At 41.0% G+C, this 25,250-nt stretch carries 25 protein-coding genes; 12 read left to right on the forward strand and 13 right to left on the reverse strand.

Annotated elements, in window-relative coordinates:
- Positions 1–149 precede the first annotated feature (149 nt).
- The gene (locus DBR43_RS12830; RefSeq protein ID WP_124581394.1) at positions 150–1,160 is read right to left on the reverse strand and encodes a DHH family phosphoesterase; all 1,011 of its coding nucleotides are present in this window, start codon (positions 1,158–1,160) and stop codon (positions 150–152) included.
- Positions 1,161–1,267: 107 nt separating this feature from the next.
- On the opposite strand from DBR43_RS12830, the gene DBR43_RS12835 reads away from it, so the two are divergent.
- The 3 genes from DBR43_RS12835 to DBR43_RS12845 all read left to right on the forward strand — a co-directional run bounded on the left by DBR43_RS12835 (position 1,268) and on the right by DBR43_RS12845 (position 2,766).
- Positions 1,268–1,687 carry a nucleoside-diphosphate kinase gene (locus DBR43_RS12835; protein ID WP_073232224.1) on the forward strand — a complete coding sequence of 140 codons (420 nt, stop codon included), beginning with the start codon at positions 1,268–1,270 and terminating at the stop codon, positions 1,685–1,687.
- Positions 1,688–1,805: 118 nt separating this feature from the next.
- Positions 1,806–2,534 carry an FKBP-type peptidyl-prolyl cis-trans isomerase gene (locus DBR43_RS12840; protein ID WP_124581396.1) on the forward strand — a complete coding sequence of 243 codons (729 nt, stop codon included), beginning with the start codon at positions 1,806–1,808 and terminating at the stop codon, positions 2,532–2,534.
- A gap of 52 nt (positions 2,535–2,586) precedes the next feature.
- Positions 2,587–2,766 carry a hypothetical protein gene (locus DBR43_RS12845; RefSeq protein ID WP_124581398.1) on the forward strand — a complete coding sequence of 60 codons (180 nt, stop codon included), beginning with the start codon at positions 2,587–2,589 and terminating at the stop codon, positions 2,764–2,766.
- A 4-nt stretch (positions 2,767–2,770) separates the two neighbouring features.
- Here the strand turns inward: DBR43_RS12845 and DBR43_RS12850 are convergent, their stop codons facing one another.
- Complete coding sequence (locus DBR43_RS12850; RefSeq protein ID WP_124581400.1) at positions 2,771–3,061, reverse strand: DUF721 domain-containing protein; 291 nt, start codon at positions 3,059–3,061, stop codon at positions 2,771–2,773.
- On the reverse strand, positions 3,054–4,157 hold the full coding sequence (gene recF, locus DBR43_RS12855; RefSeq protein WP_124581402.1) for a DNA replication/repair protein RecF: 1,104 nt from the start codon (positions 4,155–4,157) through the stop codon (positions 3,054–3,056). The genes DBR43_RS12850 and recF overlap by 8 nt, the downstream gene beginning before the upstream one ends.
- Positions 4,158–4,361: 204 nt before the next feature.
- Between recF and DBR43_RS12860 the strand changes: the two genes are divergently transcribed.
- The 3 genes from DBR43_RS12860 to ytxJ all read left to right on the forward strand — a co-directional run bounded on the left by DBR43_RS12860 (position 4,362) and on the right by ytxJ (position 6,146).
- Positions 4,362–5,030: a tetratricopeptide repeat protein gene (locus DBR43_RS12860; RefSeq protein WP_124581404.1), complete on the forward strand. Its 669-nt coding sequence runs from the start codon at positions 4,362–4,364 to the stop codon at positions 5,028–5,030.
- Between the two features lie 76 nt (positions 5,031–5,106).
- On the forward strand, positions 5,107–5,598 hold the full coding sequence (gene ribH, locus DBR43_RS12865) for a 6,7-dimethyl-8-ribityllumazine synthase (protein WP_124581406.1): 492 nt from the start codon (positions 5,107–5,109) through the stop codon (positions 5,596–5,598).
- A 215-nt stretch (positions 5,599–5,813) separates the two neighbouring features.
- Positions 5,814–6,146: a bacillithiol system redox-active protein YtxJ gene (gene ytxJ, locus DBR43_RS12870; RefSeq protein ID WP_074612045.1), complete on the forward strand. Its 333-nt coding sequence runs from the start codon at positions 5,814–5,816 to the stop codon at positions 6,144–6,146.
- Here ytxJ and DBR43_RS12875 read toward each other — a convergent pair.
- On the reverse strand, positions 6,136–6,540 hold the full coding sequence (locus tag DBR43_RS12875; protein WP_074612044.1) for an OsmC family protein: 405 nt from the start codon (positions 6,538–6,540) through the stop codon (positions 6,136–6,138). The genes ytxJ and DBR43_RS12875 overlap by 11 nt on opposite strands.
- A gap of 352 nt (positions 6,541–6,892) precedes the next feature.
- Between DBR43_RS12875 and lipA the strand changes: the two genes are divergently transcribed.
- The 3 genes from lipA to DBR43_RS12890 all read left to right on the forward strand — a co-directional run bounded on the left by lipA (position 6,893) and on the right by DBR43_RS12890 (position 9,255).
- Positions 6,893–7,771: a lipoyl synthase gene (gene lipA, locus DBR43_RS12880; protein WP_069379571.1), complete on the forward strand. Its 879-nt coding sequence runs from the start codon at positions 6,893–6,895 to the stop codon at positions 7,769–7,771.
- Between the two features lie 61 nt (positions 7,772–7,832).
- Positions 7,833–8,384: an RNA polymerase sigma factor gene (locus tag DBR43_RS12885; RefSeq protein WP_124581409.1), complete on the forward strand. Its 552-nt coding sequence runs from the start codon at positions 7,833–7,835 to the stop codon at positions 8,382–8,384.
- A gap of 1 nt (position 8,385) precedes the next feature.
- The gene (locus DBR43_RS12890) at positions 8,386–9,255 is read left to right on the forward strand and encodes an anti-sigma factor domain-containing protein (RefSeq protein WP_124581411.1); all 870 of its coding nucleotides are present in this window, start codon (positions 8,386–8,388) and stop codon (positions 9,253–9,255) included.
- Here DBR43_RS12890 and DBR43_RS12895 read toward each other — a convergent pair.
- The 4 genes from DBR43_RS12895 to DBR43_RS12910 form a co-directional block, all read right to left on the reverse strand.
- Entirely contained in the window at positions 9,252–10,199 is a 948-nt protein-coding gene (locus tag DBR43_RS12895) for an NAD(P)H-hydrate dehydratase (RefSeq protein WP_124581413.1), read from the reverse strand. The genes DBR43_RS12890 and DBR43_RS12895 overlap by 4 nt on opposite strands.
- A 10-nt stretch (positions 10,200–10,209) precedes the next feature.
- Complete coding sequence (gene uvrA, locus DBR43_RS12900) at positions 10,210–13,053, reverse strand: excinuclease ABC subunit UvrA (protein ID WP_124581415.1); 2,844 nt, start codon at positions 13,051–13,053, stop codon at positions 10,210–10,212.
- Between the two features lie 114 nt (positions 13,054–13,167).
- Positions 13,168–14,220, reverse strand: a complete 1,053-nt coding sequence (locus DBR43_RS12905) for a 2Fe-2S iron-sulfur cluster-binding protein (protein ID WP_124581417.1) — start codon at positions 14,218–14,220, stop codon at positions 13,168–13,170.
- 85 nt (positions 14,221–14,305) lie between these two features.
- Positions 14,306–15,160, reverse strand: a complete 855-nt coding sequence (locus DBR43_RS12910) for a lytic transglycosylase domain-containing protein (RefSeq protein WP_124581419.1) — start codon at positions 15,158–15,160, stop codon at positions 14,306–14,308.
- 175 nt (positions 15,161–15,335) lie between these two features.
- Here DBR43_RS12910 and DBR43_RS12915 point away from each other — a divergent pair, with 175 nt between their 5' ends.
- Positions 15,336–16,859 (forward strand): pseudouridine synthase, encoded by a 1,524-nt coding sequence (locus DBR43_RS12915; protein WP_124581421.1) that lies wholly within the window; start codon positions 15,336–15,338, stop codon positions 16,857–16,859.
- Between the two features lie 240 nt (positions 16,860–17,099).
- Positions 17,100–18,170 carry a lactonase family protein gene (locus DBR43_RS12920; RefSeq protein ID WP_233602961.1) on the forward strand — a complete coding sequence of 357 codons (1,071 nt, stop codon included), beginning with the start codon at positions 17,100–17,102 and terminating at the stop codon, positions 18,168–18,170.
- 65 nt (positions 18,171–18,235) lie between these two features.
- Here DBR43_RS12920 and bshA read toward each other — a convergent pair whose 3' ends face one another.
- From bshA to tilS, 3 genes are all read right to left on the reverse strand, one after another.
- Positions 18,236–19,381: an N-acetyl-alpha-D-glucosaminyl L-malate synthase BshA gene (bshA, locus tag DBR43_RS12925; RefSeq protein WP_124581425.1), complete on the reverse strand. Its 1,146-nt coding sequence runs from the start codon at positions 19,379–19,381 to the stop codon at positions 18,236–18,238.
- Positions 19,382–19,452: 71 nt separating this feature from the next.
- Positions 19,453–19,935 (reverse strand): hypothetical protein, encoded by a 483-nt coding sequence (locus DBR43_RS12930; RefSeq protein ID WP_124581426.1) that lies wholly within the window; start codon positions 19,933–19,935, stop codon positions 19,453–19,455.
- Between the two features lie 57 nt (positions 19,936–19,992).
- Positions 19,993–21,375, reverse strand: a complete 1,383-nt coding sequence (gene tilS / locus DBR43_RS12935; protein ID WP_124581428.1) for a tRNA lysidine(34) synthetase TilS — start codon at positions 21,373–21,375, stop codon at positions 19,993–19,995.
- A gap of 261 nt (positions 21,376–21,636) precedes the next feature.
- Between tilS and DBR43_RS12940 the strand changes: the two genes are divergently transcribed.
- Positions 21,637–24,054: an OstA-like protein gene (locus DBR43_RS12940; RefSeq protein WP_124581430.1), complete on the forward strand. Its 2,418-nt coding sequence runs from the start codon at positions 21,637–21,639 to the stop codon at positions 24,052–24,054.
- On the opposite strand, the gene DBR43_RS12945 is transcribed toward DBR43_RS12940, so the two are convergent.
- Complete coding sequence (locus DBR43_RS12945) at positions 24,017–24,604, reverse strand: non-canonical purine NTP diphosphatase (RefSeq protein WP_124582078.1); 588 nt, start codon at positions 24,602–24,604, stop codon at positions 24,017–24,019. The genes DBR43_RS12940 and DBR43_RS12945 overlap by 38 nt on opposite strands.
- Complete coding sequence (locus tag DBR43_RS12950; protein ID WP_124581431.1) at positions 24,604–25,188, reverse strand: hypothetical protein; 585 nt, start codon at positions 25,186–25,188, stop codon at positions 24,604–24,606. The genes DBR43_RS12945 and DBR43_RS12950 overlap by 1 nt, the downstream gene beginning before the upstream one ends.
- Between the last annotated feature and the right edge of the window lie 62 nt (positions 25,189–25,250).

The following is a 25,250-nucleotide window of genomic DNA, read 5'->3' on the forward strand; positions in this document are numbered from 1 at the left end:
TTTTTCGTTTTATGTTTATTTTTCTTTCAGCGGTACTCAAGAGGGCTTCGCCGTTTTTCGTTTTATGTTTATTTTTCTTTCAGCGGTACTCAAGAGGGCTTCGCCGTTTTTTATTTCCTGTTTATTTGCCAATAAAAAGACAATGTCTTTTACTGTAATAACTGCGTTTTATAATCACTTAATAACGCCTTAAATTCCAGCACAGTATCTTCCAGATTTTGGTCAGAATACCCACCTGCAGCGTTCCTGTGGCCTCCTCCGTTAAAATATTTCTTGCAAATTTCATTGGCAGGAAAATCACCGGTGGAGCGCAAAGATAATTTAACTTTATCAGTTCTTTCAATAATAAATGCAGCTAGTTTTATTCCATTTACAGACAGGGCATAATTTACAATTCCTTCCGTATCACCCGTTTGAATATTGAATGCTTTTAACTCTTCTTTCGTCACGGTAATGATCGCAGTCCGGAGATCCCGAAGAATTTCCAGCTTATTACTCAGGCAGTGGCCAAGGAAACGCAGGCGGTTTTCAGTAGCATTATCGTATACCAGCTGATGAATCCTCCAATGTTCAGCACCACAATCGATCAGGTCTGCTGCAATTCTGTAAACAGTCGAATCGGCAGAAGGAAAACGGAAAGATCCTGAATCGGTCATGATCCCTGTATATAAGCAGGTCGCAATATCCTTATTCATGAATTCCCCTTCTTTCAGTTCATTTACGATAAAATCATACACCAGCTGAGCTGCTGCACAGGCGCTGATACTCCAATGACGATAGTCATCAAAATCTTCAGGATCCAGATGATGATCGATCATGATCTTATAAGCATCCGATGCCCTTACCAATTCTCCAAGCTCATTGATCCTGCTCAGCGTATTGAAATCCAGGCAAAAGATCATAGAGGCCTCTTCCACTAATTTAGCAGAGCGCTCCTGTTGCTCTGTATAAATAATTACATCCGAGTTATTTGGAAGCCAATGTAAAAAGTAAGGATAGTCCGTAGGCGTAATCACCGTAACATGGTGCCCCTTTTGGATCAGATAAGCATATAAGCCCAGAGATGAACCCATCGCATCACCATCAGGTTTATGATGGGTGGTAATTACAATTTTCTGCGGCGTAGCCAGCAATGATTTTATTTCAGAAACAGATAGCATATTTTTCGTTGCAAAGCTAATGATTAAATGATAAATGGAGCGTATTATATTTGAAGCTTTAATATTAACAGTATAAAATGTAATTTTGCAAAAAAATTGAAATTAAGATGAGTACAAACAGAACATTTACCATGATTAAGCCGGATGCTGTTGCAAACGGACACATCGGTGCAATAATCAATGACATTACTGCAGCAGGTTTTAAAATCATTGCATTAAAATATACTAAACTAACTGACGAAACTGCTGGTCAGTTCTATGCAGTTCACAAAGAACGTCCTTTCTATGCTGATCTGGTAAGCTTTATGTCTTCAGGACCTATCGTTGCTGCGATCTTAGAAAAAGACAATGCAATCGAAGACTTTAGAAAACTAATCGGTGCAACTAACCCTGCTGATGCAGCAGAAGGTACCATCCGTGCTAAATATGCAAAATCTATTGATGCAAATGCGGTTCACGGTTCTGATTCTGACGAAAATGCACAGATTGAAGGAGATTTCTTCTTTACTGCTGCTGAGCGTTTCTAGTATTCAGCCGACATAAAACATTAACGGTAACCGTTAAAAAAATAAGCACCCCAACAAGGTGCTTATTTTTTTAAGGATACTTTGTACCTTTCCAACCAAATTAAAACCATTGAAACTGATGAAAAGAATTTTTATCACCTTATTACTCCCTTTTTGTACGCTCATCACAATGGCGCAAACAAAAGGAAAAAAGGCAACTGCTCCTAAAAAAGCAACTACACAAAAAGCAGCAACGAAAGTTATCTTTAACAGCAGCCTTGATTCTGCCAGTTATGCATTCGGAGCAAACATGGCCAGCAGCATGAAAAATGATGGCTTAGGCGCTTTAAATTACGACCTTCTGGTTAAAGGGCTGAAAGATGCTTTTGAAGGAAAGACCTTACTTATCAGTAAAGAGCAATCGCAGTTGCCGATCAGCAACCTCTTTAACGGACTGAGTAAAAAGAAATTTGCGGTCAATATTGCCGAAGGAAAAAATTTTCTGGAAAACAACAAGAAACAACCAGGTGTGCAGGTAACCCCGAGCGGATTGCAGTACATCGTGATTAAAGCCGGAGACGGAATCAAACCTAAAGTTACCGATACTGTTTTGGCGCACTACAAAGGCACCTTATTAAACGGCAAACAATTTGACAGTTCTTACGATAGAAACGAGCCCCTTTCTCTTCCTTTAAACAGGGTAATTGCCGGATGGACGGAAGGAATTCAACTAATGCCTGCTGGTTCTAAATACAAATTCTTTATCCCTTACCAACTGGCTTATGGCGAGCGTGGTGCCGGACAGGATATTCCACCATACAGCACGCTGATTTTCGAGGTTGAACTCTTAAAGGTAAATGGTAAATAAGGCGATCAAAACCATCCGGAGATTTGTTTGTTAGTCTATAAAGCAAAAACTTATGATGACAAAAAGATATTTCCCTCTGGCAATTATTGCATTATTATCAACGACCCTTGCAAGTTGCGAACTCGTTCAAGGCATATTCAAAGCCGGCGTATGGACCGGAGTTATCGTTGTAGTATTGGTATTGGCTTTGGTCATCTGGCTGATTAGCCGGATTTTCGGTGGCCGAAGCTAAAATCCTAAAGAAATACGATTTCTATGATTACTTCAGAACCGGCGCGTTCATTTAATTTTTCTATGATCCCGGTTCTGACCATCATCAGCTCATTCTTAATCACCGAAGACTCTATCCTCACAAACAATTTCTTTTGACTGATGTAAATCTGTGTCGTACGGTTCCCGATAGCCACACCCATCAGCTCCGGCCAAAGTGCAATAATGGTGGTCTCATCGAACTTGCCTTTGAGCTTATATACATTGAGCATTTTTCCGATACCTTCTTTTAAGGTGATGTCATTAGGTTTACGCATGATTTACTGCTCCATTATTTACTTCAAACAAGGTGACTGCTACATCTATTTTATTAAATACCGCCATCACCCTTTCTCTTCCTGTATCGGTAATAAAAATCTGTCCAAAATCCTGATGGGACACCATTTCCATCAATTTATGCATCCTGCTATCGTCCAGTTTATCAAAAATATCGTCCAGCAGCAGCAAAGGCTTGAATCCTTTAAATCTCTGAAGATAAGCATATTGCGCAAGCTTTAATGCAATTAAAAAAGATTTTTGTTGCCCTTGAGAGCCGAACTTCTTCAAAGCCATTCCTGTAATCGTAAAGATCAGCTCATCTTTATGAATTCCGGTAGTAGTTCTTTCCAGAATCTTATCTTTTTCAATGGATTGTCCAAGCAATTTAAGAAAAGGGGTTTCGCTTAACTGCGACTGGTAAAACAAACTAACCTCTTCTTTATCTTCCGTCAAAAACTGGTAGTACTTATCAAACAAAGGAATAAAATCCTTCATAAACTGTTCGCGTTTGGCAAAGATTTTATTGCCGGATTGCACAAGCTGCTCATTGTAAATTTCCAGTAAAGTAGGGTCGTAACTTCTGGTTACTGCAATCTGCTTCAACAGCGCATTTCTGTTTAAGAGATGTCTGTTGTATAAAATGAGTTCATCCAGGTAATGTGCATCAGTTTGCGAAATCACATTGTCCATAAAACGACGACGCTCTTCACTCCCATCCATAATGATATTGGTATCATAAGGAGAGATCATGACCAAAGGGAACAAACCAATATGACTGGCCAGCTTATCATACTCTTTCTTATTCCGCTTAAATTGTTTCTTTTGGTTTCTTTTTACACCACAGGTGATCTTCTCATTTTTCTGCTCGCGCTCGAAATCCCCCTGGATCATAAACAGATCTTCGGAAGTCTTAATCTGCTGGCTGTCTATCGGATTAAAGTATCCTTTACATAAACAGAGGTAATGTATCGCATCCAGTAAATTTGTTTTGCCAGCACCGTTATTACCCACAAATGCGTTCACAGTTTTTGAAAAACTGAGACTGGCATCTGCATAGTTCTTAAAGTTGAGGAGTGTAATGTTTTTTAACCACATATTATTATGCCGCAAAGTTACCTTTTATTTCTCTTCTCTTATTCCGTAATATTTCAGTTATTTTAATGGCTCTCTACTAGAATATTAAACATCAGGCAGTTCTGTTTGGAACTACCCTTTAATAAAGTTTAATAAATCCGCAAAAAGGGGTTGATACTTTGATGTAAAAATGTATTTTTGCAATCCTTAATTTTTTTAAATAAAATGTCTACAACAGAAAAAGAAGTAAGTCACCCGGTAAAGAAGGGTTCCTTTTTAGAAGAAAACTCAAAAAGCCTTTTGTTCATTGCAGGCGCTGTAGTGTTATTGATTGGAGTTTACCTTTGGTATCAAAACGTATATTTAAAAAACAGAGCTTTAGAAGCTTCTGCAAAAATGTACAAATCAGAACAGTATGTTGGAGTCGATTCCCTTGCCAATAAAGCAATCAATGGCGCTTCGGGTTATCCAGGTTTAGAGAAAATTGCGGAAGAGTACGACAATACCAAATCAGCAAACCTAGCCAACCTTTATCTAGGTGGTATCTATTTGCGTAAAGGTGAATACAAAAAAGCAACTGAAGCTTTAGGTAAATACTCAGAAACAGGAAGTCCTGTTGCAGATCCATTGGCATTAGGTCTATTAGGTGATGCTTACAGTGAGTTGAAAGACTTTAAACAAGCTGCAACTTATTACAAGAAAGCTGCCGATAAAGCCAGCAACAAATTCACTTCTCCTTTGTTCCTCAAAAAACTAGGATTAGTTTATGAACATCTTAAAGATTTCAAATCTGCAGAAGATGCTTACACGAAAATCAAAACTCAATACCCTGAAAGCCAGGAAGCAGCAATGGCAGATGAATTCATCGCCCGCGCTTCAGCTCAGATAAAATAATTGAGCAAAAAATATTATGACAAAGGTTAGCCATTACGGCTAGCCTTTTTTTGTACCCTTTACTTATATTTGCAAAATGGCAACACAACTTAAAAACCTATCTGACTTTTCTCATACGACGATTCCCAACGGAAGTGCTTTTAAAATCGCGATCGCCGTTGCAGAATGGAATGCAGAAATCACCGGAAGCCTGTACAATGGCGCTTTACAAACCCTGATGAACAATGGCGTATTGGCAGAAAACATCGTTTCTATTGCAGTACCGGGTACCTTCGAACTAACTTCAGCTGCGGATATTTTGCTGCAAAAGCACAAAGATCTTGATGCAGTTATCTGCCTGGGATGTGTGATTCAGGGAGAGACCAGACATTTTGACTTTATCTGCGATGCTGTCGCTCAGGGCATCACACAGGTCAGCATAAAATATAGCAAACCCGTAATCTTCGGCGTGCTGACTACAAATGACCAACAACAGGCAATTGATCGCGCAGGCGGTAAACATGGCAATAAGGGCGACGAGGCGGCGATTACAGCACTAAAAATGGCAGAGCTGGTAGCTACAATTTAGCAACACCTTGTTTCTTCATATTAAAATCTGTAAATTAGTGGAGAATTTTTATAAAAATTAACCTCATGAAAAAAGTAGCCATATTATTGCTTGGCGTATTCTTAACCATAGCGCTTCTGGAAGCCTGCTCAAACCGGCTTTGCCCGGCATACGGCTCTTATCCGGAAAGCAGGAGAAGAAGGTAAGCAACAAACATACATTTTAGGAGAATATTGATGCAGTGGAAATTTATAACTGATTTGGCACAAATCAGTGACATACAAAAAGAGACCGGGTATAGCTTAATTTTTAAACACAGCACCCGTTGTTCGGTGAGCATGATGGCAAAAAGACGCTTTGAAATGGACTGGGAAGCCATCCCTACGGATACTTCCTTATACTTTTTAGATTTAATCAGCTATCGTGCGATTTCCGCACAAATAGCTGAGACTTTTCAGGTTCACCATGAATCCCCGCAAATCTTATTGATTAAAGACGGGGAATGCGTTCTTGATGCTTCACATAGTGACATTTCCGCAGAGGAAGTTGCCGAAGTGATTAATAATTAAAAGAAACTGTTTTCTTAAGATCAGGATGTAAGCTGAAAGCTACCGGACAGGTATTGGCCGATCTTTCAATGATCTTTTTATCCTTATCAGAATAATCATTTGCAGGGAATTGGAAGTTGACCACAATTTCCGAAACCCTTCTTGGATTTTCAGCCATGATCTTCGTAATCTCGCAGGTCGCACCATCGATGTTAAATCCATGTTCATTTGCTGCAATTCCAACAATAGTCAACATACAGTTTCCCAGCGAGGTAGCCAGCAAATCTGTCGGTGAGAAAGCAGCTCCCTGCCCTTTATTATCTATAGGTGCATCAGTAATGATTTCATTTCCTGAACGTTCATGAACGGATGTGGTTCTTAGACCACCATTATAGGTTATTTTTGAAGTTGCCATCGTTTATATTTTAGACTACAAGATTAACATAATTTTTCAAAGGAGGCAATTCAATTCAGCTTTTCCACCTCCCCTGGTCTATAACAAATAAAGCCCTTCCTTATCCGGTGTTTCGGCATTCCCTTTAAATCCTACTGATTTGCGGTTTGGTAAAATTGATCATGAATTGATCTTCAATAGGGGGGTTGATAGATCCTTGATTGGTCTAACAGACCTGTTAACAATGACACACCAGTCAATTGACGCTGAATTTTAATAAAACACATCTGAATATCACCCAAAACAGAGAACATTACATCCGGCAAACACTTCATTTTTATAACTATTCAAACCTATTGCTTAACTTTGCACTATGATCGCACTTCCGGTTGTTTCCGCAAACCCAGTACAACGTAAACCAGATTGGCTTAGAGTTAAGCTTCCTGTAGGTAAAGAATATGCACAAGTACGTAGTCTTGTAGACACACATAAGCTGCACACCATTTGCGAAAGTGGCAATTGCCCTAATATGGGTGAATGCTGGGGCGCAGGTACCGCTACCTTTATGATTCTTGGAAATATCTGTACCCGCTCCTGCTCTTTCTGCGCAGTAGCAACAGGCAGACCATTGGCAGTAGATACCGATGAACCTAACCGTGTAGCTAATTCTGTGAAATTAATGCAGGTAAAACATTGTGTAATCACTTCTGTAGATAGAGACGACCTGAAAGATGGCGGATCCATCATCTGGGCCGAAACATTACAGGCAATCAGAAGAGAAAGTCCTGAGACAACACTGGAAACCCTGATTCCTGACTTCAGAGGGATCTGGGACAACCTATACCGTGTATTGGAAGAAAGACCAGAGGTGATGTCACACAACATTGAAACAGTAAGACGTTTAACCAAACAGGTCCGCATTCAGGCAAAATACGACAGAAGTTTAGAATGTCTTAAACGCATTTCTGATTTTGGTTTAAGAACAAAAACAGGCATCATGCTTGGATTAGGAGAAACTGAAGAAGATGTATACGAAGCCATGGACGATCTTGTTGCTAATGGTGTTCACATCCTTACTTTAGGTCAGTATTTACAACCCACCCGTAATCACCATCCGGTATTGGACTGGATTCATCCTGATCAATTTGCAAAATACAAAGAAGTGGGAATGGCAAAAGGCTTTAAATACGTAGAGAGTGGCCCGCTGGTACGTTCTTCTTACCATGCCGAAAAACACCTGTTTGATTTATAATTTTCAGAATACCAAACAAATTTTATTTTTTCCTGTTTTTCTTTCTGTATATTAGCTGAACTTGACCGCAACAAAGAAAATATCCCTCTCCGAAGAAGAACTCGTTCGGGCCCTCAAAAGCCAGGAAACAGTTGCTATTAAAGCATTGTACGATATGTATTCGGGAGCGTTGTTCGGTGTCATTTCAAGAATTATCCTCCAGGCCGAGGTTGCGGAGGATGTATTACAGGAAACTTTCATAAAAATCTGGAAATCTGCAGATAGTTATGATCCCGGTAAAGGGCGTCTATTTACCTGGATGATGAATATTTGTAGAAATTTAGCCATTGATAAACTCCGTTCCAAGGATTTTAAAAACGCTAATAAAAACCAGGACATAGAAAATAACGTAGATTTCATTGACACTCAAAAAGAGGTCACTTTCAATGCCGATGCAATTGGTTTAAAAGACATGGTTACGTCACTTAAACCAGAATTTAATCTGGTATTAGATATGGTGTATTTTAAGGGATATACCCATGTGGAAGCGGCGGAAGAATTGGATTTACCATTGGGTACGGTGAAAACCCGGATCCGGATGGCAATTATGGAATTAAGAAAGAATTTTAATTAAGGTGGAAGAGGGAAAAGCATATATCGAATCAGGCATACTTGAGCTTTATGTTCTTGGCGAGTTAAACGAGCAGGAGCAATATGAAGTGGAAGCAATGGCAGCAAAATACCCTGAGGTAAAACAGGAGATTTCTGCAATTGAGCTTGCTATGGAAGAATATGCAATTCAACATTCGGTTCAACCCTCACTAGGATTGGAAAATAAAATATTAGAGAAAATCGGAGTGGCACCAGTGGTCACAACTGAAATTCCTGAAAATATAACTCCATCGGATCCACAGGAAACTAAAATCCTTCCTCTATATCCTGAAGGTTATGAATCAAAACTAAAAACACTTCGGATTGCATTGATCGCCTGCGCCTGCCTCCTTATCGTAGCTGGAGTTGCACTTTACTCTGCACATACAGAACTCGGTACTGCCAAAGATCAAATCATTGCCCTCAATCAGGACAAACAGAAATTCGCCAATACGGTGAATTATATGAAAGAAACCAATCAGGAATTAAAGACCATTGCCGACATGCCAAATGATCCCGATTGGAAGGTGGTTAAACTTGCCGGCACAAAAATGGCTCCTCAAGCTAAAATGATGGTCTACTGGCATACTTCAGGACGCCATGTTATGGTAGACAATTCCAAAATGGGGCTTCCTCAAAACGACCAGGCACACCAGTACCAGCTTTGGGCTTTGGTAAACGGAAAACCGGTAGATCTTGGCGTATTTGATGTTAAAGCAGATACTACACACATTCTGCTTAAAATGAAAGAAATCGGATCAGCACAGGCTTTCGCCGTGACTTTGGAAAAACGTGGTGGAGTAGCAAGCCCGACGATGGATCAGATGATCGTTATGGGCGGAGTATCTATCTAATCTTCCGGTTTAAAATCTGTAAATCTTTTCACTGCTTTTGGAACCTGTTGCGCCACCTGCGATGCGGTGACATTAATATGGTCTTCAGCCAGCTCATCTCCTGCTTTTCCGTGGAAGAAACAAGCCAGAATTGCAGCAGCCTTAACACTATACCCCTGGGCAACATAAGCAGCAGTTAAACCTGTCAGGACATCTCCCATCCCCCCCTGCGCCATAGCAGGATTACCGGTTTGGTTGATCATCACATCTCCCTGCTGATCAATAATGAAAGTAAATTGATTTTTCAGGACAATCACTGCACCTAACTTCTTAGCCTCAATTCGGGCTGTCTGTAGGCGTTCCCACCAGTTTTTATGCTTCCCAAACAGGTTGTCAAACTCTTTTACATGAGGTGTAAGGATCGAATCCTTCGGTAAATGATACAACAAGTCCTGATGTTCCGCCAAAAGGCCCAGCGCATCGGCATCGGCAATGATTGGTCGCTTCAATGCAAACAAGCCCTCCAGCACCGCCATACCGTCCAGCAGCTTTCCAATTCCGGGACCTATGGCAACAGCATTATACTTCTTTAAAGATTTCGTCTTAATGAGCTGCTTTCTTTCCAGAAACATCACCTCTGGCAAGGCGGAATTTAACGCGGTTAACCCACTTTCCGGAATGGAAAGTGTTATCAGACCTGCGCCGCCATAGAGGCAGCCTTTTGCAGACAACATGGCCGCTCCCATTGTCCGGATTTCTCCGGCAATGATTAGCGCATGACCATACGTTCCTTTATGTGAGAAGGGCATTCTAGGCTTCAGCAACCCCCTGATATCTTCTTCTTCTATTAACTTATAAGGAGAAGCAGATGCTTCTGCACTTTGTTTATTTAATCCCCGATCTACCACCTGTAATTTACTCAATGGATCTGTATCGGGCAGAAAAGTATTCAGGAAGACTGACATAACTTTAAATTTATAAGCCCATTTCTTTCTTCAAAAATTTACCGGTTAAACTTATTGGGTTTTGTACCAATCCTTCAGGAGTTCCTTCAAATATGATTCTACCGCCACCTGCGCCACCTTCTTCACCTAAATCGATTACCCAATCTGCTACTTTTACGACATCAAGGTTGTGCTCAATCACCAATACGGTATTCCCTTTCTCTACCAGCTCGTTCAGCACACCCAATAAAACATTTATATCCTCAAAATGCAGGCCAGTTGTGGGTTCATCCAAAATATAAAATGTTCTGCCCGTATCTTTCTTAGATAATTCAGTAGCCAGCTTAACCCGCTGAGCCTCACCACCAGAAAGTGTTGTAGAGGACTGTCCTAAAGTGATATAACCTAAGCCCACATCTTTTAGCGTTTTGATCTTCCGGTAAATTACCGGCATGTTCTCAAAGAAATCACAGGCATCTTCGATACTCATGTCAAGTACATCACTAATGGATTTACTCCGGTAGCGAACCTCCAGGGTTTCCCTGTTGTACCTCTTTCCGCCACATTCTTCACATGGTACCTGAACATCGGGAAGGAAGTTCATTTCTATAACTTTCATTCCACCCCCCTGACAGGTTTCACATCTTCCGCCTTTTACATTGAAAGAAAAACGACCAGGCTTATAACCCCTGATCTTTGCTTCCGGCAATTGTACAAATAAGTTTCTGATGTCGGAAAATACGCCGGTATAAGTAGAAGGATTCGATCTTGGCGTACGTCCGATAGGCGCCTGATCGATCTCAATTACTTTATCTATTTCTTTAATCCCATTGATCTTCTCGTAAGGTAAAGGATGTTTCTTCGCCCTGAAAAAATGATGGTTTAATATCGGATATAAGGTTTCTGTAATCAGGCTTGATTTTCCGCTTCCGGAAACACCGGTTACTGCAATGAACTTTCCAAGAGGGAAATCTACAGATACCTCTTTCAGGTTATGCCCACTCGCCTTAATAATCGACAACTTATGTCCGGTTCCTTTTCTGCGCTTTTTAGGCACTTCAATCTCTTTTTTACCATTCAGATAAGCCGCAGTCAGGGTATCAGATTTTAAAATCTCTGCAGGTGTTCCCTGAGCAACAATCTGACCACCGCGAACTCCTGCTGCCGGTCCCACATCAATCACGTGATCGGCTTCCAGGATCATGTCTTTATCGTGTTCTACCACCAACACCGTATTTCCAAGATCACGCAGGTTTTTAAGCGCACCAATCAGGCGCTCATTGTCACGCTGATGAAGACCAATACTTGGCTCATCCAGAATGTACATCACATTCATCAGCTGCGAGCCGATTTGTGTAGCCAGACGAATCCGTTGTGCCTCTCCTCCTGATAATGTACGTGCAGTACGGTCCAGAGAAAGGTAATTCAAGCCTACATCCGTCAGGAAGCCTAATCTCGCCCTGATCTCTTTAAGAATTTCTTTAGCAATCGTATTTTGTCTTTCATTTAGGCGGCTTTCTACATCAAGATACCAGTTTTTCAGGCTGTTGATGTCCATTTCTGCCAGTTCGAAGATGTTTTTTCCGTCAATTTTAAAATGCAGGCTTTCTTTCTTTAACCTTGCGCCATTACAAACCGGACAGGTTTTCAGCTTACGGAAAGTCTCCATATCATCAACGGCACCCTCTCCTTTTTTCTCCTGTTGTTCTTCCAGTAATTTGATGATTCCATCAAAGGTAATCTGGTAGTTCTGAACATTCCATTTGTTGTATTCCACCGCCACGCTCAATAATTCATGCGAACCATTTAAGATGATATTGATGTGTTCTTCACTTAATTTCTCCAATGGCGTAGACAAAGAGAAGTTGTATTTTTTTGCCAAAGCTTTCAGTACCTGGAACACCCATATGTCGCGGTATTCTCCCAGAGGGGCCAATCCGCCGCTCATAATGCTCAGCTTAGGATTCGGCATTACCGATTCCTTATCAATAACGAAGATATAACCCAGTCCGTCGCAGTTCTCACACGCCCCATAAGGAGAATTAAAAGAGAAACTGTTCGGTTGTGGTTCATCGTAAGAGATTCCCGTTGTCGGGCACATTAGAAAACGACTGAAATGGGAAACATTATTGTCCTTATCGCTGATTTTGATGATTCCTTTTCCAAGGCGCATCGCCGTTTGGAGGGAATCTTGTAATCGTTTCTGGTCTTTTCTATCGATAATAAGCCGGTCTACCACAATCTCGATGTCATGGATCTTGTAACGGTCTACCTGCATCTTCGGGCTAATGTCCTGAATATCCCCATCCACGCGGACTTTAACATAGCCTTGTTTCCGAATCTGTTCAAACAACTCCCTGTAATGTCCTTTACGCCCTTTTACTACTGGTGCAAGGATATTAACCGGCATATCTTCAAATTTGTTGTAGATATTACCGAGGATCTGATCTTCGCTCATACGCTCCATCTTCTCCCCTGTATTGTAGGAGAAAGCATCCGCTGCACGGGCATATAGCAAACGCATGAAATCGTAGATTTCTGTGATCGTTCCCACAGTAGACCTTGGGTTCTTACTGGTCGTTTTTTGTTCAATGGCAATCACCGGGCTTAAGCCGGATACTTTATCCACATCCGGGCGCTCCATTCCTCCCATAAACTGACGGGAATACGCACTAAAGGTTTCCATATACCTCCGCTGCCCTTCTGCATAAATGGTATCAAAAGCCAGTGAGGACTTTCCACTGCCACTGAGACCGGTAATAACTACCAGTTTATTCCGTGGAAAGGAAATGTCTATATTTTTAAGGTTATGTACCCTGGCTCCATATACTTCTACATCCTTTTGCTCGCCCAGGTCAACGGTATTTTTGCTCATATTTTTATTAAAACTGTACTGATATCTATATATTTAGGATAACAAATTTTCAGCCACAAAAATGCTAAAAATTTTATCAAAAGAAAAGTTTACGCAAGGCAGACCTGAGAATGTTTACCAAACCAGTGTGGTGCCATTTTCAGTAGGGTGACCCGTACAAACCAGCACTCTGCCTGCTGCGATTTCATCATCCATTAAAACTTCATTATAATCCATTTCCACACGCCCCTTGATACAATTGGCAGTACAGGTGCTGCAGATGCCAGCATGACAGCTATATGGCAGGTCTATTTTCTGTTCCAGTGCCGCATCAAGAATACTCTGATAATAAGGCACCTCAATTTCATGTACTTTCCCGCGGTAGTTCAGGATCACGGAATAAGTATTGGTATCCCTGACTTTCTTTTCGGTCATGTCGTCTTCATCCGCTTCATCTTCCGGAAGCACAAAAGTTTCTCTTTTTATCTGCGTTCTGTCGAAACCCAGATTCAGTAAAGTGATCCTGCATACGTCCATGTAATCGACTGGTCCGCAGGTGTAAAGTAAGACATCTTGTTTTTCAAATTCCAGCTGCTCTGCCACAATTCGTTCAATCAACTGCCCGTTCAGGCGGGCCATCAATAAATTCTTCGACTGACTGAACAGATAAATCAGTTTAAAACGATCCGGATACTGCACTTGTAAAGCATTGAGTTCTGCATAAAATAATGTTCCTTCTGCAGATCTGTTGCTATAGATTAATATGACTTTGCTGTGTTTTTCTCTGGTGAGTGCCGTCTTTAAAATCGAGAATAAAGGAGTGATCCCCACACCTGCAGCAAAAAGAAAAACTGTCCTTCTGATTTCCTGATCCGGAAGATAGCTGAATTGTCCATTGGGCTCCAATGCGTTTAAAAGATCTCCTACAGCAGTTTTATGGTGTAATAATCTCGAAATTGCACCATTTTCTACCCTTTTAATCGCTATAGACAAAGGTTCGTCCACATCCGGGGAACTGCATAGAGAATAAGAACGCCTCAGTTCTTTCCCTTTTTCCTCAAAAACCAGGGTCAGGAACTGACCGGCAAGATAGTCAGGTTTCAGTCCTTCCAGGGGTTCAAAGCTGATGATTAATGTCTCCCCCGGACAATAGGTCATCGCGGTAATGCGCAGTTTTAACAATCCCATATCGGGTAAAATAGTAAAATTCCAAGAAAAACAAAAAGCCGGAATAAATTCCGGCTTCCCCCATTTGTGTGTCTTTTATCTTTTACTATTCCGCATTTGCGGTCTTTTCTGCATTATTTGCAGCTTTTTCAGCATTGTATGCCAACAGGGCTCTTGGTGCTTTATAACCATATCTACCAGGAAATTCCAGAATCTGCTTCATGGAAATCAATTTGTATACATAACCCGCTGTTTCACGGTTCAGTTTCATCTTGAAATAATTGTCCTGTTTTTGCCTGTTGATCTGCTTTTGCATGTGGCCGTCACCTACATTATATGCAGCTGCAACCAATGTCCAGCTATCAAAAATGCCGTAAAGCTCTTTGATATACTTTGCCGCTGCAATTGTTGACTTACGTAAGTTGTTACGCTCGTCTACATTTGAGTTGACTTTCAAACCAAAACTACGGGCCGTACCTGGCATAAATTGCCAAAAGCCTGCAGCACCTTTAGGTGATACGCCTGCCTTTAATCCTGATTCAACTAAAGGGATGTATTTAAAATCCTCCGGAATGCCATAAGCGGCGAGGATTGGTTCTATTACAGGAAACCACTCCGCTGCCTTATTGTGCAAACGATTGGTCTGTAATTTACTGTGACTGAATGCAGCAAGAACTTTTTTCATTTTACGTTCCACCCTGGCATCGCCCAGTGGAAGTGTCTCTTCTGCAAAATTTAACCGGGCAATTACTGCTACCGGTTCTTCGATTTTTGGTGTTAATGTATCTGTATTCTTTGTTGTTTTTTCTTCTTTTAAAAGACTTTCTGCTGCTTGGGGCATGTTGTAAGCAAACACTTTTGCCATAACCAGTAATGCAATTATTACCGTACATGTTATTATGTGTTTCTTTATCATTTTCCTCCTTTTTTTGGTTAATAATTTTAAAACGTTTGCAAACATACGGTATATTATGTTAATTATCAACCTTTTACAAAAACTGCACTGAAAATCAGCGTTTAAACACCCATAGGCTATGATTTTTTACATCTTGTACAAATCCGAAAAATTCAGCTATAAATTGACCGATTTTTATTAAATTTGCAGCCGCATAAATTATGCGGTTATATAGCGTATCATGATCAAAGACAACAACAGGAACAGTCGGGATGACAAGTCCAAACCGGGAAACAGAAGTACAACAGGCAAGAGTCGTAGTGGAACAGACAGTTCTTACAAAGGCAAAGGCAAGTTTGACGACAAAGAGGGGAAGGATAGTAAGTTTGGTGGCCCGAGAGATTTTAAACCAAGAGAAGGCGATAGAAAAGACTTCAAACCAAGAGAAGGAGACAGGAAAGACTTTAAGCCAAGAGAAGGCGGTTCCAGAGATTACAAACCAAGAGAAGGTGGATCAAGGGACTACAAGCCAAGAGAAGGTGGCTCAAGAGATTTCAAACCGAGAGAAGGTGGTTCGAGAGATTTCAAACCAAGAGAAGGTGGGTCAAGGGATTTCAAACCAAGAGAGGGAGATTCAAGAAGCTTCAAACCAAGGGGAGATAATGAGTCGAGAGACTTCAAACCAAGGGAAGGTGGATCAAGAGATTACAAACCTAGAGAAGGTGGTTCGAGAGATTTCAAACCAAGAGAAGGCGGTTCAAGAGATTACAAACCAAGACCACACAGTGCAGGAAGCTCAAGAGATGTTCCTCCTACAGATAAAACCCGTAGTTATATAAAGAAAGACAATTTCGGAAGTGGTGATCAACCTTTCAGAAAATTCGATGATAAAAAAGGATCTGCTTCCAGAAGTACGGACAGCAGACCATTCAGAAAAAGAGAAGACGACAATTCAAAACCAGGATTTAAAGCACGTGGAGAACGTTCTGAACGCGACGATAGCAATACCGTTATGCGTGGCAGAAAAGCTCCGATCGTAAAAGATGACGGACTGATCCGTTTGAACCGTTACATTGCCAATTCAGGCATTTGCTCACGCCGTAAAGCGGATGAGCTGATTGCAGCAGGTGTAGTATCTGTAAATGGAGAAGCTGTTTCGGAACTGGGACATAAAATTGACCCCGCGAAAGATGAAATCCGTTACAACGGGGAATTATTGAAACGCGAAAAGAAAGTTTACGTTTTATTGAACAAACCAAAAGATTACATCACCACAACTGACGATCCTCAGGAACGTCGTACCGTGATGCAACTGGTAGATAAAGCAAGCAGAGAACGCATTTATCCGGTAGGAAGATTAGACCGCAATACAACAGGTCTTTTATTGATGACCAATGATGGTGATCTCGCAGACAAACTATCACACCCTAAAAACGGCATCACTAAGATCTATCATGTGGAATTGAGCAGAAGCTTAAGCCAGGGAGATCTGAACAAAATTCAGTTCGGTCTTGAACTGGAAGATGGCATCATCAAACCAGACAATGTATCTTATGTAACCGGAGGTAGTAAACGTGAGGTTGGTATCCAGATCCACAGTGGTAAAAATAGAATCGTAAGAAGAATATTTGAGCACCTGGGTTATGATGTAGTAAAACTAGACCGCGTTGTTTATGGTAACCTGACTAAAAAAGACCTTCCACGTGGAAGATGGCGCTATTTAGAAGAACATGAATTGATCCAGATTAAACACCTGATCAAGTAAAAAAATACCTGAAGAACCGGTTACACCAAACGTAACCGGTTCTTTTTATTTATATCCCTCCCGAATACGGTATCGTCCCCTGCCCGACCTCCTTTACTGCCCTCTCTTTTCGGAAAACAGACTGAATCTCCCAACAATCTGAACTTATTTCCTATAATTTCAAGTTTAATATGATATTATTGCTAAATAATAAATATTCAAATGAGAGCACTTTTGTTTTTCCCAGTAATACTTCTAGCCATGCAAAGCTATGCACAACAAACAGATTACAACCTGATCATTGGAACCTATACCAATACCGGGAAAAGTGAAGGAATCTATGTTTATGATTTCAATACGAATACCGCCGATTTCAAAGCAAAAAGTATCACCAAAAATGTAGAAAACCCGAGTTATCTGGCTTTAGGAACCGGAAACAAAACCATTTATGCCGTTAATGAAACCGGAGAAACTAGTGCAGTCAGTGCTTTTCGTTTTGATGCAGCATCAGGTAAGCTGACTTTCTTAAACAAACAGGCAACGGGTGCTGATCCCTGCTACGTCATCGCTGATCAAAAGAATGTCATCACGGCAAACTATTCAGGAGGAAGTCTTTCTACGTTCGGTATTAAAAAAGATGGTTCCTTATCTGCGTTAAAACTACTTACACAACATACAGGAAAAAGCATTGTTAAACCTCAGCAGGACCAGCCACACGTCCATATGGCTCAGTTTACGCCAGACGGCAAATATATTGTCGTGAATGACCTGGGAACGGACAAGATCTTTTTATACAAATACAACCCAGGCCTTAATGAAAAGGTACTACAAGTACAATATAGCATTGATGTAACACCGGGAACCGGCCCAAGACACCTTGTATTCAGCAAGGATGGTAAATATGCTTACCTCGTTGGGGAAATCAACGCAGGGATCACCGCATTCAGTTATAGCGATGGGAATCTGAACGAAATTCAACAAACCAAACTCACAGAAGATGGATTTACAGGACAAAACGGTGCGGCAGATATCCACCTTTCTCCTGACGGTAAATTTTTGTACGCCAGCAACAGGGGATCAGAAAATAAGATCACCATTTTCGCCATTGAAAAAGGAGGCTTGTTAAGCATCAGAGGATATGCCAGTACACTTGGTAAGGGCCCAAGAAATTTTGTCATTGACCCAAGTGGAAAATACCTGCTGGTAGGACACCAGTACACGAATAATGTGGTTATTTTTGAACGTAACCAGGAAACAGGCGATTTAAAAGATACCGGCAAGAGAATTGAAGTTGGCGCTCCAGTATGCCTGCTGTTTGCTCCGGTAAAATAACTGTCAGATCCTGAAATAATTGATCATAAAAAAGCCCTTTGGACTATCCAAAGGGCTTTTTAGGTTTAAACCGTTTTCAGTTTATGCGCTTCTTCTATTACCTGATTGTAATAATCGATATATACCGGCAGGATCTTCTTCAGGTCAAAGTCCTGAGCCCTGATGAAGGCATTCTCTTTAAATCGTTGTAATACCTCGTCATTCTCCAGAATCTGAATTCCTTTGGCGGCCATATCCTCGATATCGCCTACATTGCTCATAAATCCACAGAAACCATCGATATTCAACTCTGGCAAACCACCGGCATTGGAAGTAATCGCAGGAACTTTACAAGCCATGGCCTCTAACGCTGCCAATCCGAAGCTTTCCGATTCCGAAGGCATCAGGAACAAGTCTGATACCGATAAAATCTCTTCTATTGCATCCTGTTTTCCTAAGAAACGAACATGTTCACAAATTCCCAGTTCGCGGCACAGCTGCTCATTGTAAGCACGTTCCGGACCATCCCCTACCATCAATAATTTGGAAGGGATCTTTTTTTGAATCTTCTCAAAGGTCCTGATCACATCACCTGTACGCTTCACTTTCCTGAAGTTAGAGGTATGGATCAGAATCCGCTCATTATTCGGGGCTATGGCTTTTTTAAAATGATCTTTAGGTTTCAGGCTAAATCTGTTGAAATCGATAAAGTTAGGAATCACTTTGATCTCATTTGTGATCTCAAAATGTTTCTCCGTATCTTCTTTCAGGTTCTGCGAAACGGTTGTTACACCATCTGATTTGTTAATCGAAAAGGTAACCACCGGTTTATAGGTTGGATCTTTACCCACCAGGGTGATGTCAGTTCCATGCAGCGTAGTCACAAATGGGATGTATATTCCATAAGTTTCCAGAATCTGCTTGGCCATAAATGCAGCAGAAGCATGTGGAATCGCATAATGTACATGCAGAATGTCCAGCTTTTCAAAGCGCACTACATCTACCAGTTTACTCGCCAGTGCAGATTCATAGGGAGCATAGTCAAATAAAGGATAATCCCTTACGGACACTTCATGATAGAATAAGTTGGCAGAGAAAAAGTCGAGGCGGGCAGGCTGACTATAAGTGATAAAATGGACCTGGTGACCTTCGTCAGCAAGTGCTTTACCTAGTTCAGTAGCAACTACTCCACTACCTCCAAAAGTTGGGTAACAAACGATACCTATTTTCATTCTAGCGAATTTGTTTTACGATGCAAAGTACAATACTTAAACTGAGCTTTGTGTTAAACAATTGCAATTATTTAAGATTTCATCTGGTCCTTCAGGACCAGGTACATTTCATTAGGGCGTTGTGTTCCGATAAAGTACTCAAAACCATCACGATCAGTAAGTACTACCGCATCTTTTCCTGAAGAATAAAAGCGCACACTTCCTTTACGGTGCAGGTTATACACGGGATTATTGAATAAATAATTGCTGTATGTATCTTTTCTAACACTTTTAATGGTATGCAGATCAATCTCCACCTTTCTGGCAGACCATAAACCGTCGATCATGATCTTTTTATCATCAATGATCGTTTTATATTGAATCATGAAAAGGAGAATAATAGAAACGCCGATAATTCCAAAACCTACGACTAAAAATAAATCCTGGGTATTGTCGCGGTCACGCTCATAGACATAAGCAGCAAAACAAAATGCAGCCATAACCAACCGAATACATATTCTGATGTAATCGCGGCCTATATATTGTTTCTCCAAAAATGCGTATCGGTTCCCCATCTATATAATTTTCAATAAAGTTACTTGTTTTTTCCTTTGCTTAGCAAAACAACCTGCTTAAGATTGTTTAGAAATTGTAATATGTAGATTTCTAAAAGTCAATATTGTTACATTTTTCGTCGCTGGAGTGATCTTATACCGGTTATCCTGTCTCAGGCCCATCACCCAAATAATTTCGCCATTCCCATTTACCAGGATAGGAATATCATCTTTCCTCGTCACCGGCACTTTTTCGTCAATAAAGAAGTCGCTTAGCTTTTTAAAGCTGTTCATCCCGATCGGTTTAAACTTATCCCCGTTTTGTCTGTTTCTTAATACTAACGGATAAATCAGCTTTTCCGCATCAAGGTAGGCTTCAAAATGGTCTTTTTTAAACGAATACGTTTCTTCAAATTTCGATTTGGGAAGGGTAACCATCCTCAGTTCTCCCTCAGGAAGCGAAGTAGTCGGATCCTGGCTGTGTATCATCAGGTGCTGTCGGGGCATCGCCCCCTTATCTTTCAAGGCAACCAAAATTAAATCCTCCCGATCCAGTGTCAACTGATGGGAAGGGCTAAAAAATGAAATCCCACTTTGTTTATCCAGGGCCTGCAGCACATCTGCCACCAGGTGTTCAGAAAAACCATATGGCTTCAATACCTCGAACAACAGCAGTTTCTGTGGAGACAGGCTTTTAACTTCCGCAATGGAAAGGTGAATTCCATCCTGTTTTTTCATGAGGAGGCTCCGGCTTAAATCTGCCACTACTTTTTGCAGCACGAGTTCCGTATCGGCAAAACGCTGAATGTTGTGCTGAAAGGTGACTTCCAGGTTCCCATTAATTTCTTTCAACCGGGGCAATACCTTTAACCTGATTTTATTCCGGGCATAGTTCGTACTTAGGTTGGAACTGTCTTCCACATAGTCGAGATGTTCTCTTTCCATCAGTTCATTGATTTCCGTTCTGGAGAGAAACAAAAGAGGCCTGATTAAATGTCCTCTTTTAGGCAGGATGCCATGTAATCCCGCGATCCCGGTACCACGGGTCAGATTAAGGAGTACCGTTTCGATGGCATCATCCTGGTGTTGCGCAAGGGCGATAAAGGCATAGCCTTCCTTACTTCTCAACTCTTCAAACCATTGATAACGCAAATCCCTCGCCGCCATCTGTATCGAAACCTTATGTGCAGCGGCATACTCTTTTGTCTGAAAATGCTGCACATAAAAAGGGACATCGAGTGTTACGGCCAACATTTTCACAAAATGTTCATCACGTACAGATTCTTCTCCCCTCAAATTAAAATTACAGTGTGCGATACCAAAATCATATCCGGAGAGTTTAAATAGATGAACCATTAAAACAGAGTCTCTGCCCCCGCTTACGGCCAGAAGAATCCGGTCATTTGCAGTGAAAAGAGCATTTTGGCTGATGTAATCTTTAAAATTCTGAAGAGGTAACATCTTTCAAAAATATTTAATTTAAACCACAATGGGATACCTTAGAAAAAAACAATAATTTAAAGACTGGTAATCACCCGTTCATACCAGCCTGATCACCGTAAAAAAAGCCGATATCTGCCAATGAAACCTGTATCTTCATGACCAGTTCGGAGCCCCTAAACCGAATTTATGAGTTCTTGAGAACCTTTAAAATCAATAAATAACGCTAAAAAAACAAATATATTCCGATGGAAATGGTACGCAAAAAACTAACTTTGTAAAGTGCAAAAATTACGCCTTTTTTTAATTCTATTCCTGCTCCCGTTTTCTTTGCTCGCGCAACAGAAAACAAAGATTTCCCTGTTAAGTTTCACTACGACAACAGTAAAGAAGAGTCCTTCCGGCTCGGTTTCCTATATAAGAAACCCTGTGTTCAAACAAGATAATGCCACACTTGCCTGCGACAGCGCGATATTTTACGAAGAAAAAAACATGTTTGATGCTTTTGATCATGTGCATATCAACCAGGCCGATACCATCAACATTTATTCTGACCGGCTTACTTATGATGGAAACACTAAAAATGCCCATTTAACAAGTAATGTTAAAATGATCGATAAAGAATCCATATTGACGACCAACATTCTGGATTATAACCTTGGCAGCAAGGTAGGAACTTACGTAACCGGAGGTAAAATTGTGAGTAAAGATGTCACGCTAACCAGTAAAAACGGCTATTATTTTTCGAACAGCCGTGACGCTTACTTCCGTTATAATGTAGTTGTAGTTACTCCTGAATCTACCATCAAATCAGATACCTTAAGATACAATACCCTCAGCAACTGGGCTTATTTCTACGGCCCCACCAACATCATCGGAAAGGACGACAACCTTTATACCGAAAACGGAGCCTACAATACCAAAACACAATATGCTTACTTTGGAAAGAAAAACCTATACACTCAGGGTTCCAAATCTTTAAAAGGCGACAGTTTATATTATGATGGAATTGCCGGATACGGCAAAGCGGTAAGAAACATCGTATTTAAAGATACGACCGATAAAACCGTGATGTATGGACAACTGGGGTATTATTACAAAATAGACCAGCGCACCATTGTGACGAAAAATCCTTACATAGGATTAGGCACTTCAGATTCTGTAATGGTGGGCAAAAAGCTTCGTCCCGACAGCTTGTGGATGGGAGCCGATACACTGGAAACACAAATGGTCCTTTTAAAAACATTGAAACTCATCTCCTCTCCGGTACTTAAAAAGGACAACGAAATGGGCGAAGAGGAAAGAGATGAGAAAAAAGTTGGAGATAAAAAAGGGATAACAGCCGCTGCACCCACACAGAAAGGGCAAAAAAAGGGCGAAAAAAATGATAAAACCCCAAAAACAGAGAACAAACCTATTGCCATTAACGACAGTACGAAAGTAAAAATCCCCGGATTAACGGACAGCCTTAAAAAAGACAATATTCTACTGAAAAAAGACAGCATTCCGATAAAGAAAAAAGAAGTCCCCATTGTCAAAAAAGCACAAAAACAGGTCCTCGCCGACAGCACCATACTTACCGTATTGAAGGCTGCTGAAATTATTCAGCCTGCAACGGCAAAAGATTCGGTTAAGCTTGCTAAAGCGGACCCTAAAAAGGCCAAAACTACGGATGTCAAAAAGGGTACTGATCCAAAAAAAGCAACCGACCTGAAAAAAGGAACGGGAGGAAAAACGCCTGTCGCAAAGCCAGGTACAAAACCTTCAGTTCAGGACTCCCTTCCCTTTAATCCTGCTGATACGATCAGAACCAGGGCAATTAAAGCCTATCACAATGTAAGGGTGTTTAAGTCGAACATGCAGGCAAGGGCCGATTCCCTGTTTTATACCAGTTCAGATTCTACATTACGCTGGTATGGAAGTCCGGTCCTATGGGCCGAAGGATCTCAGCAAACCGGCGATACCATTTACCTGAAACTGAAAAACAAGCAGCTGAATACTTCACAGGTACTCAACAATGGTTTCATGGTGAACGTAAACCTAGATTCAGCAAGATACAACCAGGTCAAAGGAAAACTCATTACCGGCTTTTTCATCGATGGTAAACTGAACCGGATGTTTGTGGATGGAAATGCAGAAAGTATTTATTTCAACAAGGAAAAGGACAGCATTTACACAGAAATGAACCAAACGGTGAGCGCCAGGATAAAAATTATTTTTCAAAATAAGGAAATCAAGGACATCATCACCATTAAGGATACTGAAGGAGCGAGAACACCAATAAAAGAGCTCAAAGAAGATGTATTTCTAACCGGATTCACCTGGAAACCTGAGCTTAGGCCATTGTCAAAGAAAGAAGTGATCAATGGAAAACCTAAGCCTAAACCGGGAGCAAAGAAGGCTCCGGGGCCTAAGGGACCAAAAATGCCGCTGAAACCTAAGGACAAAGATGATCCGGCTGCTGTTCCGGAAAAAGGAAATGTGATCCCTAAAGTACCATCGAAGCAAACAGCTGAGAAAGAAAATCTTAAAACAGATTCTACAAAAACAGGCACCACTAAACCCGGAACGATAAAGCCAGCTGCAATTAAAGCGGATAGCATTTCCAAATTACCTGTTAAAGCGGACAGCCTGAAAGGCCTTCCGCTCAAAACCGATACGATTAAAGTACCGGCTGTTGTTCCTTTAAAAAAGCAATAAGCTTACGCATGGCGATGGCCCGGTGACTGATCTGATTCTTCTGTTCCATGCTCATCTGTGCAAAACTCTGCTCATATCCTTCAGGGACAAAAATAGGATCGTATCCAAATCCCTGGTCGCCGATAGGATTTTCCCGGATATATCCGTTTATTACCCCCTCAAAAAAGTAGTTCTTTTTCTCCTGAATCAAAGAGATGACCGTTTTAAAACGAGCCTTTCTATTGCTTAGCCCTTCCATTTTCTGAAGCACCAGTTTCAGGTTCACCTGATCATCTTTCTGTCCTGAATACCTTGCAGAATAAATCCCCGGTTCATTGTTCAAAGCTTCGATTTCAAGCCCGCTATCGTCTGCAAAGCAATCCAGCTGATAGTTTTCCACTACATAGCTGCTTTTCAAAAAAGCATTCTCTTCAAAAGTATCACCCGTTTCCGGGATATCTACTGTACAGCCGATATCTGAAAGGTTAAGTACCTTGTATTCGTTCAGCAAAAGCTTGCCGACTTCTTCTGTTTTATGTTTGTTGTTGGTAGCAAATACCAGTTCTTTTATCATAATCCTAATTGTTTAAGGCTGCCCCATAATACTTTCTTTCCTGTCGGATCTTCCTCCAGCGTTTTCAGCTCCGAGGAGAAAATTAATCTTACCCCTTCCTCCACTACAATGCTGTTCTGAGGATATGCTTTCATTTTCAACTGTTCGGGTGTCACACCAAAAGCAAAGATCAGTACACTGGAAAAATGCCGCTGTAATTGTGCATAGCTGGTGCCGGCATAACCGGCATAATTCAACAGGGCAAAATCATTGGCGCTGAGGTTCACTGATTTTACGATCTTGCGCAATAACTCTCTTCCTTTTTCGTCGCTTACCTCATGCTCAGAATCATTCACGAGAATAAGAATATTGCGGCTGTTCTTACCCAGGAATTTAAAAGATGGAATTTCTTTCGGCTCTTCGACAAGGCCCGGAAACGAAACCACAGGGCTAACCGGAGCCTCTTCAACCACAATAACCGGCTGATCTTCAGAAACAACCACCTCATCCACCGATAAAATCTCCTCTCCCCTAATCAAATAAATATCATCTGTGAAAAATAAACGCAGAGCGTCTCCGTTAGTTGTAAGTTGGCTGGCCATTAATGCTGATTTTATGGGAAATCTTTTTTCTGTTAAAATTAGTTAAATATCTTATTATAGCG

The organism is Pedobacter sp. KBW06, from assembly GCF_003852525.1.
Taxonomy (GTDB): Bacteria; Bacteroidota; Bacteroidia; order Sphingobacteriales; family Sphingobacteriaceae; genus Pedobacter.

Bases quoted from the DNA above. Each gene is read 5' to 3' on its own strand.
- DBR43_RS12920 (WP_233602961.1), top strand. From the start codon at position 17,100: ATGCAAAGCTATGCACAACAAACAGATTACAACCTGATCATTGGAACC.
- DBR43_RS12910 (WP_124581419.1), bottom strand. From the start codon at position 15,160: ATGTTTGCAAACGTTTTAAAATTATTAACCAAAAAAAGGAGGAAAATG.
- DBR43_RS12830 (WP_124581394.1), bottom strand. From the start codon at position 1,160: ATGCTATCTGTTTCTGAAATAAAATCATTGCTGGCTACGCCGCAGAAA.
- DBR43_RS12860 (WP_124581404.1), top strand. From the start codon at position 4,362: ATGTCTACAACAGAAAAAGAAGTAAGTCACCCGGTAAAGAAGGGTTCC.
- lipA (WP_069379571.1), top strand. From the start codon at position 6,893: ATGATCGCACTTCCGGTTGTTTCCGCAAACCCAGTACAACGTAAACCA.
- tilS (WP_124581428.1), bottom strand. From the start codon at position 21,375: ATGTTACCTCTTCAGAATTTTAAAGATTACATCAGCCAAAATGCTCTT.
- DBR43_RS12850 (WP_124581400.1), bottom strand. From the start codon at position 3,061: ATGCGTAAACCTAATGACATCACCTTAAAAGAAGGTATCGGAAAAATG.
- bshA (WP_124581425.1), bottom strand. From the start codon at position 19,381: ATGAAAATAGGTATCGTTTGTTACCCAACTTTTGGAGGTAGTGGAGTA.
- DBR43_RS12845 (WP_124581398.1), top strand. From the start codon at position 2,587: ATGATGACAAAAAGATATTTCCCTCTGGCAATTATTGCATTATTATCA.
- ytxJ (WP_074612045.1), top strand. From the start codon at position 5,814: ATGCAGTGGAAATTTATAACTGATTTGGCACAAATCAGTGACATACAA.
- DBR43_RS12835 (WP_073232224.1), top strand. From the start codon at position 1,268: ATGAGTACAAACAGAACATTTACCATGATTAAGCCGGATGCTGTTGCA.
- DBR43_RS12930 (WP_124581426.1), bottom strand. From the start codon at position 19,935: ATGGGGAACCGATACGCATTTTTGGAGAAACAATATATAGGCCGCGAT.
- DBR43_RS12950 (WP_124581431.1), bottom strand. From the start codon at position 25,188: ATGGCCAGCCAACTTACAACTAACGGAGACGCTCTGCGTTTATTTTTC.
- DBR43_RS12895 (WP_124581413.1), bottom strand. From the start codon at position 10,199: ATGTCAGTCTTCCTGAATACTTTTCTGCCCGATACAGATCCATTGAGT.
- DBR43_RS12915 (WP_124581421.1), top strand. From the start codon at position 15,336: ATGATCAAAGACAACAACAGGAACAGTCGGGATGACAAGTCCAAACCG.
- recF (WP_124581402.1), bottom strand. From the start codon at position 4,157: ATGTGGTTAAAAAACATTACACTCCTCAACTTTAAGAACTATGCAGAT.
- uvrA (WP_124581415.1), bottom strand. From the start codon at position 13,053: ATGAGCAAAAATACCGTTGACCTGGGCGAGCAAAAGGATGTAGAAGTA.
- DBR43_RS12905 (WP_124581417.1), bottom strand. From the start codon at position 14,220: ATGGGATTGTTAAAACTGCGCATTACCGCGATGACCTATTGTCCGGGG.
- DBR43_RS12875 (WP_074612044.1), bottom strand. From the start codon at position 6,540: ATGGCAACTTCAAAAATAACCTATAATGGTGGTCTAAGAACCACATCC.
- ribH (WP_124581406.1), top strand. From the start codon at position 5,107: ATGGCAACACAACTTAAAAACCTATCTGACTTTTCTCATACGACGATT.
- DBR43_RS12840 (WP_124581396.1), top strand. From the start codon at position 1,806: ATGAAAAGAATTTTTATCACCTTATTACTCCCTTTTTGTACGCTCATC.